The following is a 15,139-nucleotide window of genomic DNA, read 5'->3' as shown; positions in this document are numbered from 1 at the left end:
AATGAAATGGTCGCCAACGGGCTGGCTGTTACACAAAATTGGTCCTACCAAAACATTTAAGCAATTCTCTTGATACATAAAATTAATGAATCGATAACAAATAGCAACGCTTCATGGGCTTTTTTATTGATTTGCCTGCAATAGTCACAATTTTTTTGTTATTGGTCGGACCAAAAGGCGTGGCGTAGTATTTCGCAGCGGTACATTTGGGCGAGGATAGGCGGGAGACCGTCTTGACGCGGGCCGGTTGCCGCGCGGCGTGCGGGAGAGGCTGCGCGCATGATGCCGGCCGACCTGTTGCGAAGCTGCGCGTAATATCGCCCTATATCCGCGCTTTTCCACGTAGAATATAAGGCGGTGCGCGCTAGAAATTAATGATAAGGCGCCAGTAGTAAATTAATCGTTGGGCGCGCGCACAGGTCGTGCAAATTAATATCGGGATATAATTGTTTCAGCTCAAGATGGAAGGAGACCAATTGGATGGAGGACAGGCCGCGATGGAAAAAATTATCATTCAGCGACATACCGTCAATATTTATATAATGACCCAATATATCTATTAATGGATGATTTAAGGCGTCTTTTCCCGGCGCGTTTTTTTGCCCCATCACAATGTGCTCCATTTCTTTGATCTTGGTTTTGGTCATGGTGATCAAGGCTTTTTTATCCAGCTTGCCGCTGATGGAATAAGGCAAATCGTCTATAGGATAAAAATAGCGCGGAATCATATAATGACCCAGCTCATTTTCAAGTTCCAGGCGGATGGCTCCCGTATCAATCCCTTGCCCTGGTTTGTCCATTTTCAGCCAGCCGACGATCACCGATTCATCATCCCCATCGCCTTCCAGGACAACGACAGCCGCCGCCGCGACGCCGGCACATTTCTCCAGGGCGTCCACCACTTCGGCGCAGTCGATACGGTACCCGCTGACCTTATAAAAATCGCCATCCCGGTACAGGTAATTCAGCACGCCTTCCGCATCGATTAAACCGATATCGCCGGTATCATAAAAACGCCCCTCTGTCTGCTCGCCGGGAAGAGCAATGAATTTTTCGGCGGTCAGGGCAGGGTTGTTAAGGTATTCCAACGCCACCCCGGCTCCGCCGATGAAAATATTACCCGGTTCCCCCGCCTTCATCTCGCGCCGCGCGTCATCCAGAATTTTTATCTGCGTATGGTCGATTGGACGACCGATGCGGTTATCGCCGGCGCGGGTGATGACATGCGCCGTTGACCAGACGGTGGTTTCCGTCGGCCCGTAGAGGTTGCATAACCAGCGCGCGCGCGCCGACAGCCGGGCGGATAACTGCCGTCCCAAGGGTTCTCCTCCCACCAGGAGCCGGTTGAATCGCCAATCATCCTGCAGATAGGGTAAAAGACATTTGAGCATGGACGGCGTCGACTGGAAAATATCGGGCTGACAGCGCATTAACTGCCACGCAATCTCCTGGACTGAATGCGTTTGCGCATCGTCGAGCAGAAACAATGTCCCGCCGTTGGCCAGCGGCACGGCATACTCCAGGTAGAACATATCAAACGACACCGAGGTTGCCGACAGCCAGCGGGTCTCGCCGCCGGCCTCGAGCAACCGGCTGAAACTGTTGATCAGGTTACTGCACCCCCTATGCGCCACGCTGACCCCTTTCGGCTCGCCCGTGGAGCCGGAGGTATAAATACGATAAGCCGCCGGCGCCGGATTTTCCGCGGGAACGGGTTTTATCTGCGCAACGGCGCTAAAGGTCGCCACATCAGCCCCGTCCGCGCCGCCGATATGACCCGCGCGGCTGTCGTAGGTCAACAGGCAGGACGAGGCCGCCAAAATTTTCATCACGCGGCCTGGCGCGGTGCAAATATCCAGCGGGATGTAGGGTACCCCGAGGTAATGGCAGGCCAGCAAGGATGCCATCAGTTCCACACCTCGCGGCAGGCACAGGAGAATGCCGTCCGTTTTGGCGTCCATTTTATGCGCCAGCTGTTGCGCATAATGGCCGGCCATGTGCTGCAACCGGGCGTAGCTGATGGATTGGTCATTCACCACCAGGGCAATAGCCTGCGGAGTGCGCTTCGCCGCGGCCTCGAAGGCATGAATAAAATGCATGTTTCCAGCGCAAGGGGAATTACTCACCATTCTCGAATCTCCATTTCATAATAACGCAGTTAATATCAACGTGATTAACGTTGTCACACCGATAACGCCGGTTACAACGCTAATCAGCGCTATAATCAGCAATTATAATGTGCAGATTAATAATTATGCTTAATGAAAAATATCGCTGCCTCCTTAAATGCCCGCCTGCCGGATAAGGGCTATGACACCCTGGCTGCGGCAGGCGTTAATCAGTTATTCACTGAAAACTTAAATGTAAAATGCTATTTTCACAACCCGGCAGTGGCGGATCGGCCATAATAAATACAAGCTGCTAAAAAAACGTATTCCTGAAAATTTAACGCTAAAAAAATAAGTTAAATGGCGGAATAAACCAGCATATGGCAATATTTGTGCTTTTTAAAAAAACATATTAATTAATTAGTATTGGTTTTTATCCACTGCCGGGCTGGTAGTGGGCAAGGCAGGCTGATGGGCAACCGGCGGGCTTCCCGCCACGGGGCGCCGGATGCGCGGATCGATGATTATTCGTCGCGGCCAGGGCGCCGTTAAGCGGCGCCACCAGCGCCGGCGCTTATTGGCAGTCGGCTTTATATTCGTATTTATCGGCTTTTTGACGATCGTTTTCAGTAATGGTCACCAGATCGGTCAGCGTCTGTTTCGGCACCGGCTTGCCGGCCAGCAGCGCCAGCGCGGTGGTAATGACCGCTTCGCCTTCCTGTTTGGGGTTCTGCGCAATCAACACGTTGATGGTGCCGTTTTTCAGCGCGCTCACTTCGGCGGTGGCGGCGTCATAGGCCACCACCTTGACTTTTTTCGCCGCGCCCGCCTGGCGCAGGCCGGTTACGGCCCCGATGGCGCCCTGATCGTTGGTGGAAAATACGCCCGCCAGCCGAGGATGGGCGGAGAGGGTGGAGGTGATGATTTCCGCCGCCTTCTGCGGGTCGTCGCTTTGATACTGCGGGCCGAGGTAGGTGATACCGGGATAGGTTTTGATCTGTTCGGCAAAACCTTTTTCACGCGCGTCCTGGGCGCTTGAGCCCGGCGGCTGGGTAATAACCAGCACTTCGCCTTTGCCGCCGAGCAGCGTATTCATCGCCTCGGCGGCCATTTTACCGCCGCGCTCGTTGTCGGAGATGATTTCCGTCGCCAGGAAACCATTGTCATTGAGCGTCTGGTCGACGGTCAGCACTTTTGCCCCGCGCGCCGCCAGCTGTTTCATCGGCGCCACCAGGGCCTGCGCATCGGTCGGCACAATCGCGGCCACCGCCGGCGCGGTCGCCGTAACGGCGTTCACCACCGGGATCTGGCTGTCGGCGGCAAACTGATCGGGGGCGGAAACCTGCAGGGTAACGCCCATCTGCCGTGCTTTTTCCTGCGCGCCGCACTGTAATGCCTGATAAAAAGGACTCCCCTTCACCCCCAGGACCAGCGCGACGGTATGATCTTGTCCGGCGGCCAGGGCGGGAGGCGCCAGCGCCAGGGTTAAGGTCGATAAAACAGCGAATGCCATGGTGTTACGCATCATGATTTCCCCTTAGGAAGTGATTGAAACCTGAGTTGACTGATAATAAAACCGTGCCTGCGGGCGGAATGGCGAACCGCGTGGTGGCCATGCGCGCACGGCGCATGGCCATGGCGTGCGAAACCCCGGCCCTTCCTATTCGCGACGCAGGTCAGGCAAACGTGCCTGTAGCGTGACCTGCGGTTAACGTCGATCCCGGGCCCGGCGTTTGAGCTGATCAATCCAGACCGCCAGGATCAGTACCATGCCCATCGCCACGGTTTGCCAAAACGGCGGGATGCCGAGGATGACAAAACCGTTTAGCAGGATAATGGGGATAAACACCCCGATAATGGTTCCGGCGACGCTGCCGATGCCGCCGAACAGGCTGGTTCCGCCCAGCACCACGGCGGAGATGGTCGCCAGGTTATCCATGGCGTGGCCGCCGATGGTGGTGGTGGAAAAACGCGCGTTTGACATGATGGCGGCCACGCCCGCCAGCGCGCCGGAAATCATGTAAATGGCGACCAGGCGCGCTTTAACATTGATGCCCGCGCGCCGCAGCGCTTCCAGGTTGGAGCCGACGGCAAAGACATGCAGGCCGAAGCGGGTGAGGTGCAGTACAAAAGCGGCGACGGCCAGCACCGCCACCGCGATCAACACCAGCACCGGAATACCGGCGACGGCGCCGCCGCCGACCACATCCACCAGCTTTTCCGGCATGGCGCGCACATCGATGCCGCCGGAAAATACCTGCGCCAGCCCAAGCGCCATGCCGAAGGTGCCGAGGGTGACAATCAGCGCCGGGATTCTGGCCACGGCCACCAGGAAACCGTTGAGCGCGCCCCACAGCAGCCCGGCCGCCACCGCCACCAGGCTGCCGGCGGCAATCACGCCCCAGCCGGCGTCGGTGGTGCCGAAGGTATTGCCCGCCTGGCCTGAGAGAGACAGCATCGCCTGGGCGGAAACCACCGAGGAAAACACCAGAACCGCGCCCACGGATAAATCAATGCCGGCGGCGATGATGACGTAGGTTTGCCCCACCGACAGCACCAGCAAAATGGCGGCGTTAATGGCGATTTGCGCCAGGTTGTAGGCCGAGCCGAACTGTTCGGGGCGCAGCAGGCCGAACAGCGCGATAAGCGCTATCAGCAGAATAAATATCCAGCCGCCGCCGATCATCCGCGCCAGCGTATCACGCGCTCCGGCGGGGTGTTCAGCGCCAGGCGCCGGTTTATTTACTAAGGTTTTGTTCATGGCGCCGCCTCCGCGCTGCCGTAGGTGCCGCTGGTCATGGCCGACACCAGATCTTCCACCCGCAGGCCCTTGGTCGGCATCTGCGCCACGCTTTTGCCCAGGCGCAGCACCTCGACCCGGTCGGCGATTTCCAGGACCTGCGGCATATTGTGGCTGATCAAAACCACCGCCAGGCCGGCGTCGCGCACCTGGCGCACCAGTTGCAGTACCCGCTCGGTCTGGACGACGCCGAGCGCGGCGGTCGGTTCGTCCATAAAAATCACCCGTCCGGCCCACATGGCGGCGCGGGCAATGGCCACCGACTGGCGCTGGCCGCCGGACAGCGAGGAAACCGGCACCGACAGCGAGCGCAGATTGACGCCCAGGCGGGCGAACTGTTCCACCGCTTTGCGGCGCATGACGGCGCGGTTGAGCATGCCCAGCCTGCCCAGCGGGCCGCCGCGCAGTTCCTCGCGGCCTAAAAACAGGTTTTCCACCGGCGTCAGCTCCGGGGCCAGGGCCAGATCCTGATAGACCGTGGAGATGCCGCTGTCCTGGGCCGCCCCCGGCGAGGCGAACACCACCTCGCGGCCGTCGATTTTAATCACGCCCTCATCGGGCCGATCGGCGCCGGAGAGAATTTTCGTCAGCGTTGATTTCCCCGCGCCGTTATCGCCGATCAGGGCGCAGATTTCACCGGGATAGACGCGGAAATCCACGTGCTCCAGCGCCCTGACGCCGCCGAAGTGTCGGCTGATGGCCACGGCTTCAAGTACCGGGATGGTCATTTTCGTGTTTCTCCACCGCAAGACCAATGTTATTGGCAAACGCGAACCACTGGTTGTAGGCCGCGCCCGTCAGGCCGGACCAATACTGGAAGGCGGCTTCCGCGTCGGGAAAATTCCACACTTCGACGGTCTCGAAATCATGCTGGCCGCGAATATGGTAGCGGCCCATAAACCGCGCGCCGTCGGTCGCCGCCCGATCGGCAAGCGCTTGCCACCGGTCCCGCTTTTCCTGTTGTTCGGCATCGGTCAGTAAATACCAGCGCGGGCGCGGGCGGGCATAATGGATCCAAATACTCTCTGACATAGGGGGCTCCTTAAGCGCCGGCGGGCAACAGCAGGTCGGCCAGCGGGCGAACCTTGCCGGTGACGTGGCGTGAGGTGGTGAATTTAAAATCCGCGGCGTCCTGATGGCCGGTAATGGCCCGGGAGACAGTGTCCAGGCTGTCGGTTTCCCAGATGCCGAGGTGATGCCAGCTATGCGCCCAGTCCAGGCGATGACGGCCGGCGATATTGATATTCAGCGCCAGATCGCCTTTAAACGCGACGTCGCATTCAGCGTCATATTCCGTGCGTTCGGCGGGCGTCGCCTCGCACCAGGCGTCGTTCCATTCCCACAGCGCCATAAACCCCCAGGGGCGCCGGATATCCGCACCGCCGCCGTTCACGGTGGCGAATTCACGCGGACCTAACAGCCACTGGGTGGCGAACAGCCGCGACCAGCCCGCCTGTTCAAGACGTACGGTTCCCGCCAGCGCGGCGTCAAGGGACGGCGCCTCAAAGGCGCCGGCCATATCCCATTCGTGCAGGGCGCCGCTGTCGAGCGCCGTCGCCGGGAGGGTCTGGTCGGCCGGCGTAAACATGGCGCGGAAAGACAACAGCCAGCCTTCGCCGCGCAGCTGATCCAGCAGCGTCATCAGCGCCTGATAATGTTGCCGCTGATACACCGCGTCGCCCGCGTCCGTCTGGCGTTTGGCCAAAAATGCCACCACGCAGCGCGCCGAGGTCGACGGCTGGGAAGAGAATACGTCGGTTTCACCGGTCAGCAGCGTCATTTGCCCTCCCGCACCAGCATCACCGCCTGCATTAACTGCGCCACGCGGCGGGCATCCACCGGTTTCCACCAGGCGCCGTCGTGTTTTAGCCATTGGCCGATAATGGCGCCGTCGGCCGCGCTGAACAGCGCGGGCACCTGGGCCGGCGACAGGCCGGAACCGACGATAACCGGTAAATTGGTGCCGTTGCGCACGTCGTTCACCTCGGTCGGTTCGGTGGGCGATCCGGTGCGGGTGCCGGTGGCGATCAGCACATCGGCGTCGAACCATTCCGCGTCGGTGGCCTGCTCGGCGATGCTGCGGTCGGCGGTAATGGCATGGGCGCCAAACTTGACGTGCACGTCGGCGAAAATGGCGACATCGCGGGCGTCGATCATCGACCGGTAGCGCATCGCTTCCGGCGCGGGACCGTTGATAAAGCCTTCATTGGCCACATAGGCGTTAACCCATTGATTGACCCGTACCCAGCGCGCGCCGACCGCCTTGGCGATGGCCAGCGCGGGAATGGCGCCGTTGGCCACGCAGGTGATGCCGATGGGCGTCGCCACCGCGGCGCGCACTTCCATGCAGGCGGCGGTCAGCGCGGCCACCGTCTCCGGGCCGATATTTTCCGGCCGGCAAAAGGGCAGATCGCTGGCATTTTCAATAATAATGCCGTCGATGCCGCCCTGCGCCAGGGTTTTGGCGTCGGCGACGGCGGCGGCGAAAATGTCTTTCATTGCCTGCCCGTTATAACGCGGCGCGCCGGGGAGGGCCTGCAAATGTATGACGCCTATTACCGGTTTTTTTACCGGGAACAGCGCGGCAAGCATGTCGGGTTTTTGGGGAAGTACCTGTGGTCCGGCCATCTTATCTCTCGTCTGTCGGGGCGCGGGCATCGCCATCGGGCATGCCGGCGCGTTGATAATGCATAAGCTGTGCGTGGCTGGGGTAGGAGGGCTGCGCGCCCATGCCCCCGCAGCTGTAGGTGGCGGCAAAGACCGCCCGCGTAAGCGACTGGTGTAGGGATTCGCCCGCCAGGCGCCCGGCGATAAACCATCCGGCCAGGCAATCGCCCGCGCCGGTGGTGTCCACGATGACCGGGTCGAAGGGTACGCGGGCGCTCACGTCATGAACCGCGGAGACGTAGCGCGCGCCCTGCGGGCCAAGGGTGCACACCACGGCCGTTACGCCCAGCGCCAGCAGCCGCGCCACGGCGTTATCGCCCAGCTGGCGCAGCGCGCGCTGGTTGCAAAACACCACCTCGGCGCCGGACAGCAGGGGATAGAGGGGTTCCAGACCGCCGGCGAAGGTGGCGGGCTCCAGGTCAATCGACCACTTGCAGCCGGCCCGGCGGCACTGTTCAATCAGGGGCCACGCCCCCTCGCCGTACACGGCGGTATGCACCCAGTCGATACCGCGTAAATCGAGGGCCTGCACCCATGCCAGGCTGGGATACAGCGAGACGCCCGGCTCCAGCAGCAGCCGTTTTTCGCCGTGCGGCTCAAGGAGGATGACGGCGCGGCAGGTCCGTCCGGGCATTTTGCGGCTGATAATCCGCAGGCCGGATTGTTGCAGGCCCCGCAGCAGGGGATCCGCCACCAGGTCGTCGCCGGTTTCAACGGCGAGCGTGACGTCCGCGCCCGCCAGGCGGCAGGCCAGGGCGGCGTTGCTCACCACCCCGCCGGCGGACTCGCTGTTGATGCGCGCCAGGACTTTTTCGTCGGGCTGCGGGATATGATCCATGCCGAAGGTGGTATCCAGGCTGATATCGCCGACAAACAATCCTTTGCCGGCCATCATGATTTACGCACCAAATCGATGGTAAAGCTGTAGCGATCGGCGCGGTAATGCACCGTCACATATTCCACCGGGCGCTGGTCCGCGTCGTAGCTCAGGCGCCGGGCGACCAGGCAGGCGGATCCCCTGGCCACTTGGAGGGCGCGGGACAGTTCGCCGTTGAGCAGGGCGGCGCTGATGGTTTCCTGGCCGCCGACGATGCGGCAGCCGCACCGTTGTTCCAGCCAGACATACAGCGACTGGCGGTCAAGGTCGCCGGCCCCGGGCGTCGGGTGATGGACAAAAAGGGCGGGCGACAGCCAGCTGTGGGAATACGCCATCGGCATGTCATCGGCTTTTAACAGCCGGGTGGACATAAAGGCTTTTTCGTTGGGCTGCAGGCGCAGGGCGGCGGCAATATCGGCGGGAGGAACCGCCATGCGGGCGCCGAGGGTCTGGTAGCCGGCGCTGAAACCGCGCCGCTGCATATCTTCCGCGAAACTCGACATCTGGCTCAGCGGCTGGACCACCTGCGGCGGCAGCACGATGGAGCCTTTACCTGCGCGGCGGCTGATTAAGCCCTCCTGCTCAAGTTTATCCAGCGCGGTGCGCGCGGTGGTGCGGCTGACCCCGAACACCTGGTTAAGCAGGGTTTCCGAAGGCAGGGCCTCGCCGGGCTTAAATCCGCCGAATTCGATTTCACGGCGTAATCTGTCTGCGATTTGCCACCATAATGGCTGCGGGCCGGAAACAAGCCCATGCTGATCCCAATGCATGTTTATTCTTTCTGGTTGCCGATAGGTTGTCATGATAATTGAATGACATGACAATCCCTGTCAACCGGCTAATTCACATAAAAATCATTAAAATCAATAGGGTTGGTGCAACTGAAGGGTAGGTGCATTTGCTTTTTTATCGTCAGGAAACAGTGAATTAATACCAGACATTTGACCGTCGCCGGCGCGGATTTTACGGCGGCAATGCCGTCATAGGAAATTAGTATGATTGTGATCTCCGTGTTAAATCGGGCAATGCGCGCGGTCAACACGCGCCCATCCGCTATGCTTTGCGCGCATAGCGACAATAGCAACCGGCATTAGCCGCCGGCGCACCCCGGGGCTACAATCGCCGCGACATCCGAACCAGTATCCCCGGGGTAGATAATAATGAAAATTCTCGACGTGGTTGAAATCACCAAACCCATTGCCTCGCCTATCCGTAATGCCTATATCGATTTCAGCAAGATGACCACCAGCCTGGTGGCGGTGGTCACCGATGTGATTAAGGACGGCCGGCGCGTGGTGGGCTACGGCTTTAACTCCAATGGGCGCTATGGCCAGGGCGGCCTTATCCGTGAACGTTTCCGCGACCGTATCCTGCGGGCGGATGCCGACGCCGTGCTTAACCCTAACCGCGATAATCTCGATCCCCACCGGATTTGGGACCTGATGATGGCCAATGAAAAGCCGGGCGGCCACGGCGAGCGTTCCGTGGCCGTGGGCACGCTGGATATGGCGCTCTGGGACGCCACGGCGAAAATCGCCGGCCAGCCGCTGTTCCGGCTGCTGGCGGACACCCACGGCGTAGACGCCAATCCCCGCGTATTTGTCTACGCCGCCGGCGGTTATTATTATCCCGGCAAGGATCTTGTCGCGCTGCGCCGGGAGATGCGCGGCTATCTGGACCGCGGTTATACGGTGGTGAAGATGAAAATCGGCGGCGCGCCAATCGACGAGGATCGCCGCCGTATCGCCGCCGTACTGGATGAGATCGGCGACGACGCCCGTTTGGCGGTGGACGCCAACGGGCGCTTTGATCTGGAAACCGGCATCGCTTACGCCAAAATGCTGCGCGAGTATCCGCTGTTCTGGTTCGAGGAGGCCGGCGATCCGCTGGACTATGCCCTGCAGGCCGCCCTGGCCGGCTTTTACCCGGGCGCCATGGCGACGGGTGAAAATCTGTTTTCCCACCAGGATGCGCGTAACCTGCTGCGCTACGGCGCCATGCGCCCGGACCGGGATTATCTCCAGTTCGACTGCGCCTTGTCGTATGGCCTGGTGGAGTATCTGCGCACCCTGGCGGTGCTAAAGGAGTTCGGTTGGTCGGCGTCGCGCTGTATCCCGCACGGCGGTCATCAGATGTCGCTGAATATCGCGGCGGGGCTGGGGCTTGGCGGAAACGAAAGCTATCCGGATTTGTTCCAGCCCTACGGCGGTTTTCCGGATGCGGTGACCGTCGACAACGGCTATATCACGATGCCCGAGCTGCCGGGCATCGGGTTCGAGGGGAAATCCGAGCTGATAAGCGTGATGCGCGCGCTGGCCGAATAATCGCCCGCGCGCCTGGTAACGCATGATACCGCGCCGGCATGGCTGTCCGCGCATCCCGCGTCAGCGCGGGCCCTGGCCGGCGATGGCCTGCCATAACCGCTCCGCCGCCCGGGTCATCGACGATGCCGGGCGGAACACCCTAATCTGCACCGGTACCTCGAGGCGCCGGTCCCGTACCGCCGCCGCGACCAACGCGCCGCTGAGCAGATCCGCCTGCGCCAGCGTCCTGGGCAGCCAGGCCACGCCGTCTCCGGCCCGGGCCATGGCGAGCAGGGTGGCGGCGAGATCGGAGGTAAAAACCCTGTCCATTTTTGCCAGCTGCGCGGTCATGTGCCGTTGGGTGGCGATTATCCGGCCCAGCCCTGAATCAGTGCTGTAGGACAGGTACGGTATCGGCCGGGCCATGTCGTCCAGGGACCATTTCGGCCGTTTGCCGGTGGCGTCGGGCGCGCAAAGCGGCAGCAAGATATCCTCGCCGACCTGGACGCTGGTAAAGTGCGCGTTCTCCAGCCCGCGGCCGGCATCCGGATGGGAATGGCACAGCAAGAATTGCGCATCGCCGCGCAGGAACAGGCGTTCGCAGGCCAGCAAGGTGTCCGACACCAGCTTTACCTGGCCATCCAGAGGGGTGATGCCGCTTTCACGCAGCCAGCGGGGGAAAAACAAAGAGGACAGCGAATGGGTTGCGCAAAAAGTGATCATCTGCGCGCCTTTGCCCGCCGCTTCCAGCGTTTTCGCCCGCAGATCCTGAATCGCGCGCAGAAGGGCCACCGCCTGCGGGTGGAACACCTCACCGGCGGCCGTTAGCCTGACGCCGCCCCGGCTGCGTTCAAACAACGGCGTGCCGGCCCACTCCTCCAGCGCCTGGATGCGTCGGCTGAACGCCGGCTGCGTCACATGCCTCAGCTCCGCGGCCCGTGAAAAATTCAGGCTCTCGGCCAGGGCCGCGCAGTCTTCAAGCCACGCCAGCTCAATGTGGGGATGATTCATCATACCTCGGCTCCATGGCGTCCGACGCCTCTTGTCAGCATGCGCTGCCGCCATTATCGCACAGCCGGCGCGCACTTTCCTGATGACAAGTCGGCGCACTCTGTGCAGGATGAGATTTATTTATCCAGGGCAACAAATCTGATGAGTGTGAAAACCGCCTCCCTTGAGAACCGCATCCGTCAATGCTGGGAGCAGCTTTCCAGCCATGAGCAGCGGCTGGCTGACGTGATTCTGGCCGCGCCGGGCCAGCTGGCGATGAATACCGCCACCGAGCTGGCGCGCAGCGCCGGCGTCTCAAAAGCCACCACCACGCGTTTTTTCCGCCATCTGGGCTATGACAATTACGACGCGGCCCGGCGGCAGGCGCGCGATATGCAAAACAGCGGCTCGCCCCTTTACCTGCAGCAATTTCAATCCGGCTCGCCGCTGGATGCGGTGATCCAAAACCATCTGGAGCGCGAGGTGGCCAACCTGGTCAATACCTACCGCTCGCTGGACGCGCAGCAACTGGGCGACATCACGCAAGCGGTCGCAGGCGCCCGCCGGGTGGTGGTGATGGGCTGGCGATTCAGCCAGACCATTGCCGCCATGCTCTATCGCGATCTGATCCATGTTCACCACGACGTGAGGCTGCTGCCGCGCGCCGGCGATTCGCTGGCGGAGCACCTTGCCGTGCTGGGGCCGCTGGACGTGGCGATTTGCGTCGGCCTGCGCCGCCGGATGCCCGCCCTGGAGGCGGCGATGAACGCCATGGCGGAGCTGCGGGTGCCGATGCTGTACCTCTCCGACGTCCTTTCCGGCAAACCCTCGAAACAGGCGACCTGGATTATTCGCTGCCATACCGAGGGCAGTCTGATCTTTGACAGCACCGCGTCGCTCTCGGGGGTATGCAACCTGCTGTGTTCGCTGGTGGCGCGCGAGCGGGGCAAAGCCCGCAACGATCAGCTGGCGCTGATCGAATCCGTGCACCAGTGGCTTGATGAGCTGGAATAACCGATCGTCATGGTGCATTAGCGCAAGATTTTGCCCGGGGATGGTGCGCCGGCGGCGCGGCAACCGCCGGTCCGGCGCGGCTGTAAACGACCCTTAAGAAACAAAAGAAATAAAATATAATGATAAAGAAACAATAGTTTCACTCTGATTTTATACAGAAAAAAGGGTTTCTCTCCCGGCGCGGATAACGATGGCGGTAAAAAGTGGCATGAAAGCTGCCTAATTGTTAGACACCGCCACCACACCAGGATATGACCCTTATGAATAAAATCGCCTTTTTCGCCGCCGCGCTGCTGGCCTTAGGAGCTTACTGCGCCACGGCCCAGGCGGATACGCTGGCCGATATCAAATCCAGCGGCAAAATGACCGTCGGTATCGATCCCACCTTTCCCCCCTACGAATACACCAACGACCAAGGCGAGGTGGTCGGCTACAGCGCCGCCATTATGCAGTCGGTAGCCAAAGAACTGGGGGTGAAACTGGAGTTTCAGAAAACCGCCTTCAGCGGCATTATTCCCGGGCTGATCTCCGGCGCCTTCAACACCGAAGGTTCCTCCCTTAACGTCACCGTCGAGCGGGCGAAGAAGGTGCTGTTTACCGTGCCCTTCAGTAAAACCGTCAACGGTATCCTGGTACGCCAAGCCGACGCGGGCCATTTCAGCGCTAAGCCATTGAAAGTGGAAGACCTAGCGGGGCTGCGCGGCGCGGCAAAAAGCGCCAGCGTGCCGGAACAACTGCTGAAAACCTTTAATGACCAACTGGCAGGCAAAGGCCTTAAACCTATCATCATCATCAGCGTCGATACGCTGGACCAGACCGTCAGCACCCTGATGACCAAACGCGCCGACTTTGTGATTGACGATATCGCCGTGCTGGCGCCTGTCGCGAAAAAATATCCCGGCAAGGTGGCGCAGGTGGGCGAGATAGGCCCATCGCAGTGGATGGCGTGGGCCACCCGCAAAGAGGACGCCACGCTGAACAAGGTTATCAGCGACCGTATCCTGGCGATGCAGAAAACCGGCGAACTGGCACGGCTGCAAACCCAATACCTGGGCACCACCTTTACGGTGCCGGCCGATAATTTCATTCCGCAGGAGTAAGGCATGTGTCAGCAACAGGTTCATGTCCCCGCCGGGCACGGCCGGGCATTCACCGTCCGTAAAGGGCAATATCTCACCATTATCGACAGCGAGGGGCAGCAGGCGGCGGATTTTGTGGCGGTAAACGCGGCGAATCCCGCCGAGAAGCTGTCGCCGGTGCATACGCGCCAACACCTGCGCTCGCTGTTCTTTAAGCCGGGCGACGCGCTTTGGTCAAGCGATAACCGCGCCATGTTGCGTATTATCGACGACAGCATCGGCATTCACGACGCCAACGTGCCGGCCTGCGACCGTACTCGGTTCAGCGTGGACTTCGGCGTCGAGGGGCATCGCAACTGCGTCGATAACCTGCTGGAAGGCATGCGCGGCTTTGGCGTTACCTACTACAGCCTGCCGGAACCGTTCAACCTGTTCCAGAATGGCCCGGTCACCGCCGACGGCCGAATGGAGGTGACCGATCCGCATAGCCGGGCGGGGGACCGCATTACCTTCCTGGCATTGTGCGATCTGGTCTGCGCCGTGTCGTCCTGTCCGCAAGACATTATTCCCGGCAACGGGCTACAGGTGACCCCCATCGATATCCTTATCTCCGATCAACCCAACGCCGGCGAGGCCTGATATGTTACTGATGAAAGAGGATGTTGCCGCCCCAAAAACCACGCGTTCGCTGGCGGAGCCGGTCATGGTGATGCCGGGCGCGGCGGGTGCTATCCGCGTGGTGCGCGGACAGTTGCTGCGCATCACCGCGCTGGGCGACGGCGCGGTCGCCTCGCTATTTGGTTTCAGCGTCGACGATCCGGGGATCTGGCTGTCGGTGCATCACACGCGCGTCTTTAGCAACAGCTATCTGCTCGGCTCGGGCATGCGTTTGGTCAATAACCGCCGCCGGCCGGTTATGGTGCTCGGCAAGGATAGCGTGCGCCGCCACGATCTGCTGCTGCCGGGCTCCACCACGGCGTGGCTGGCCGGACGCGGTTACGCCGGGCAGCAGGGCTGTATGGACGCGGTGGCCGCCGAACTGGCGCGCCTGAAGATGCCAGTGCCGAAACTGCCCGACCCCGTCAATTTATTTATGCATGTGGACCTGGAACGCAATGGCGCTATCGCGCCGCGGCCTAATGAGACACGGGCCGGCGACAGCATCACCTGCCGGGTGGTGATGGATACGCTGTTTATCGTCAGCGCCTGCTGCACAGGGATCGAGGGTAATGACCGTCCGGCGCCGCTGCGGCTATCGGCGGCGGAAGCGTTGACCGATTTTCCGGCTCAGTGAGGTAGCC

16 protein-coding genes are annotated in these 15,139 nt (G+C 60.9%); 6 read left to right on the top strand and 10 right to left on the bottom strand.

Translation table 11 applies throughout. From position 1 onward, the window contains the following. Positions 1 to 371 precede the first annotated feature (371 nt). Positions 372 to 2,099: a non-ribosomal peptide synthetase gene (locus tag ABUK12_RS07005; RefSeq protein WP_410015603.1), complete on the bottom strand. Its 1,728-nt coding sequence runs from the start codon at positions 2,097 to 2,099 to the stop codon at positions 372 to 374. A 162-nt stretch (positions 2,100 to 2,261) separates the two neighbouring features. Here ABUK12_RS07005 and ABUK12_RS07000 point away from each other — a divergent pair, with 162 nt between their 5' ends. Then, entirely contained in the window at positions 2,262 to 2,408 is a 147-nt protein-coding gene (locus ABUK12_RS07000; protein WP_410015602.1) for a hypothetical protein, read from the top strand. Positions 2,409 to 2,682: 274 nt separating this feature from the next. Here the strand turns inward: ABUK12_RS07000 and ABUK12_RS06995 are convergent, their stop codons facing one another. The 8 genes from ABUK12_RS06995 to ABUK12_RS06960 form a co-directional block, all read right to left on the bottom strand. Next, the gene (locus tag ABUK12_RS06995; RefSeq protein WP_410015601.1) at positions 2,683 to 3,636 is read right to left on the bottom strand and encodes an ABC transporter substrate-binding protein; all 954 of its coding nucleotides are present in this window, start codon (positions 3,634 to 3,636) and stop codon (positions 2,683 to 2,685) included. Between the two features lie 180 nt (positions 3,637 to 3,816). After that, complete coding sequence (locus ABUK12_RS06990; protein WP_410015600.1) at positions 3,817 to 4,869, bottom strand: ABC transporter permease; 1,053 nt, start codon at positions 4,867 to 4,869, stop codon at positions 3,817 to 3,819. After that, positions 4,866 to 5,636, bottom strand: coding sequence for an ATP-binding cassette domain-containing protein (locus ABUK12_RS06985; protein ID WP_410015599.1), 771 nt, complete (start codon positions 5,634 to 5,636; stop codon positions 4,866 to 4,868). The genes ABUK12_RS06990 and ABUK12_RS06985 overlap by 4 nt, the downstream gene beginning before the upstream one ends. Continuing rightward, a complete protein-coding gene (locus ABUK12_RS06980; RefSeq protein WP_410015598.1) occupies positions 5,617 to 5,940 on the bottom strand; it encodes a hypothetical protein in 324 nt (107 codons plus the stop codon). Before ABUK12_RS06980 ends, ABUK12_RS06985 begins: the two co-directional genes overlap by 20 nt. A 10-nt stretch (positions 5,941 to 5,950) precedes the next feature. After that, on the bottom strand, positions 5,951 to 6,688 hold the full coding sequence (locus tag ABUK12_RS06975) for a hypothetical protein (RefSeq protein ID WP_410015597.1): 738 nt from the start codon (positions 6,686 to 6,688) through the stop codon (positions 5,951 to 5,953). After that, positions 6,685 to 7,536 (bottom strand): BtpA/SgcQ family protein, encoded by an 852-nt coding sequence (locus ABUK12_RS06970; protein ID WP_410015596.1) that lies wholly within the window; start codon positions 7,534 to 7,536, stop codon positions 6,685 to 6,687. The genes ABUK12_RS06975 and ABUK12_RS06970 overlap by 4 nt, the downstream gene beginning before the upstream one ends. A 1-nt stretch (position 7,537) precedes the next feature. Beyond that, positions 7,538 to 8,470 (bottom strand): carbohydrate kinase family protein, encoded by a 933-nt coding sequence (locus ABUK12_RS06965; protein ID WP_410015595.1) that lies wholly within the window; start codon positions 8,468 to 8,470, stop codon positions 7,538 to 7,540. Further along, entirely contained in the window at positions 8,467 to 9,222 is a 756-nt protein-coding gene (locus ABUK12_RS06960; protein WP_410015594.1) for a GntR family transcriptional regulator, read from the bottom strand. Before ABUK12_RS06960 ends, ABUK12_RS06965 begins: the two co-directional genes overlap by 4 nt. Positions 9,223 to 9,612: 390 nt before the next feature. Between ABUK12_RS06960 and ABUK12_RS06955 the strand changes: the two genes are divergently transcribed. Further along, positions 9,613 to 10,776, top strand: coding sequence for a mandelate racemase/muconate lactonizing enzyme family protein (locus ABUK12_RS06955; RefSeq protein ID WP_410015593.1), 1,164 nt, complete (start codon positions 9,613 to 9,615; stop codon positions 10,774 to 10,776). A gap of 60 nt (positions 10,777 to 10,836) precedes the next feature. Here the strand turns inward: ABUK12_RS06955 and ABUK12_RS06950 are convergent, their stop codons facing one another. After that, entirely contained in the window at positions 10,837 to 11,769 is a 933-nt protein-coding gene (locus ABUK12_RS06950; protein ID WP_410015592.1) for a LysR family transcriptional regulator, read from the bottom strand. Positions 11,770 to 11,907: 138 nt separating this feature from the next. On the opposite strand from ABUK12_RS06950, the gene ABUK12_RS06945 reads away from it, so the two are divergent. From ABUK12_RS06945 to ABUK12_RS06930, 4 genes are all read left to right on the top strand, one after another. Then, entirely contained in the window at positions 11,908 to 12,759 is an 852-nt protein-coding gene (locus ABUK12_RS06945) for a MurR/RpiR family transcriptional regulator (RefSeq protein ID WP_410015591.1), read from the top strand. Between the two features lie 260 nt (positions 12,760 to 13,019). Then, entirely contained in the window at positions 13,020 to 13,859 is an 840-nt protein-coding gene (locus tag ABUK12_RS06940) for a transporter substrate-binding domain-containing protein (protein ID WP_410015590.1), read from the top strand. A 3-nt stretch (positions 13,860 to 13,862) separates the two neighbouring features. Then, positions 13,863 to 14,477, top strand: coding sequence for a DUF1989 domain-containing protein (locus ABUK12_RS06935; RefSeq protein WP_410015589.1), 615 nt, complete (start codon positions 13,863 to 13,865; stop codon positions 14,475 to 14,477). Position 14,478: 1 nt separating this feature from the next. Beyond that, complete coding sequence (locus ABUK12_RS06930; RefSeq protein WP_410015588.1) at positions 14,479 to 15,132, top strand: urea carboxylase-associated family protein; 654 nt, start codon at positions 14,479 to 14,481, stop codon at positions 15,130 to 15,132. Positions 15,133 to 15,139: the final 7 nt, after the last annotated feature.

It is taken from the genome of Sodalis sp. C49, from assembly GCF_046352915.1.
Taxonomy (GTDB): Bacteria; Pseudomonadota; Gammaproteobacteria; order Enterobacterales; family Enterobacteriaceae; genus Acerihabitans.
Note: the sequence above shows the minus strand (reverse complement) of the source record. Positions and strands in the feature narration are given on the sequence as shown.

What these genes read in the sequence shown, in the direction of transcription:
- ABUK12_RS06945 (WP_410015591.1), top strand. Translation starts at nt 11,908, where the DNA reads ATGAGTGTGAAAACCGCCTCCCTTGAGAACCGCATCCGTCAATGCTGG.
- ABUK12_RS07005 (WP_410015603.1), bottom strand. Translation starts at nt 2,099, where the DNA reads ATGCATTTTATTCATGCCTTCGAGGCCGCGGCGAAGCGCACTCCGCAG.
- ABUK12_RS06950 (WP_410015592.1), bottom strand. Translation starts at nt 11,769, where the DNA reads ATGATGAATCATCCCCACATTGAGCTGGCGTGGCTTGAAGACTGCGCG.
- ABUK12_RS07000 (WP_410015602.1), top strand. Translation starts at nt 2,262, where the DNA reads ATGAAAAATATCGCTGCCTCCTTAAATGCCCGCCTGCCGGATAAGGGC.
- ABUK12_RS06965 (WP_410015595.1), bottom strand. Translation starts at nt 8,470, where the DNA reads ATGATGGCCGGCAAAGGATTGTTTGTCGGCGATATCAGCCTGGATACC.
- ABUK12_RS06930 (WP_410015588.1), top strand. Translation starts at nt 14,479, where the DNA reads ATGTTACTGATGAAAGAGGATGTTGCCGCCCCAAAAACCACGCGTTCG.
- ABUK12_RS06975 (WP_410015597.1), bottom strand. Translation starts at nt 6,688, where the DNA reads ATGACGCTGCTGACCGGTGAAACCGACGTATTCTCTTCCCAGCCGTCG.
- ABUK12_RS06980 (WP_410015598.1), bottom strand. Translation starts at nt 5,940, where the DNA reads ATGTCAGAGAGTATTTGGATCCATTATGCCCGCCCGCGCCCGCGCTGG.
- ABUK12_RS06970 (WP_410015596.1), bottom strand. Translation starts at nt 7,536, where the DNA reads ATGGCCGGACCACAGGTACTTCCCCAAAAACCCGACATGCTTGCCGCG.
- ABUK12_RS06985 (WP_410015599.1), bottom strand. Translation starts at nt 5,636, where the DNA reads ATGACCATCCCGGTACTTGAAGCCGTGGCCATCAGCCGACACTTCGGC.
- ABUK12_RS06960 (WP_410015594.1), bottom strand. Translation starts at nt 9,222, where the DNA reads ATGCATTGGGATCAGCATGGGCTTGTTTCCGGCCCGCAGCCATTATGG.
- ABUK12_RS06990 (WP_410015600.1), bottom strand. Translation starts at nt 4,869, where the DNA reads ATGAACAAAACCTTAGTAAATAAACCGGCGCCTGGCGCTGAACACCCC.
- ABUK12_RS06935 (WP_410015589.1), top strand. Translation starts at nt 13,863, where the DNA reads ATGTGTCAGCAACAGGTTCATGTCCCCGCCGGGCACGGCCGGGCATTC.
- ABUK12_RS06940 (WP_410015590.1), top strand. Translation starts at nt 13,020, where the DNA reads ATGAATAAAATCGCCTTTTTCGCCGCCGCGCTGCTGGCCTTAGGAGCT.
- ABUK12_RS06995 (WP_410015601.1), bottom strand. Translation starts at nt 3,636, where the DNA reads ATGATGCGTAACACCATGGCATTCGCTGTTTTATCGACCTTAACCCTG.
- ABUK12_RS06955 (WP_410015593.1), top strand. Translation starts at nt 9,613, where the DNA reads ATGAAAATTCTCGACGTGGTTGAAATCACCAAACCCATTGCCTCGCCT.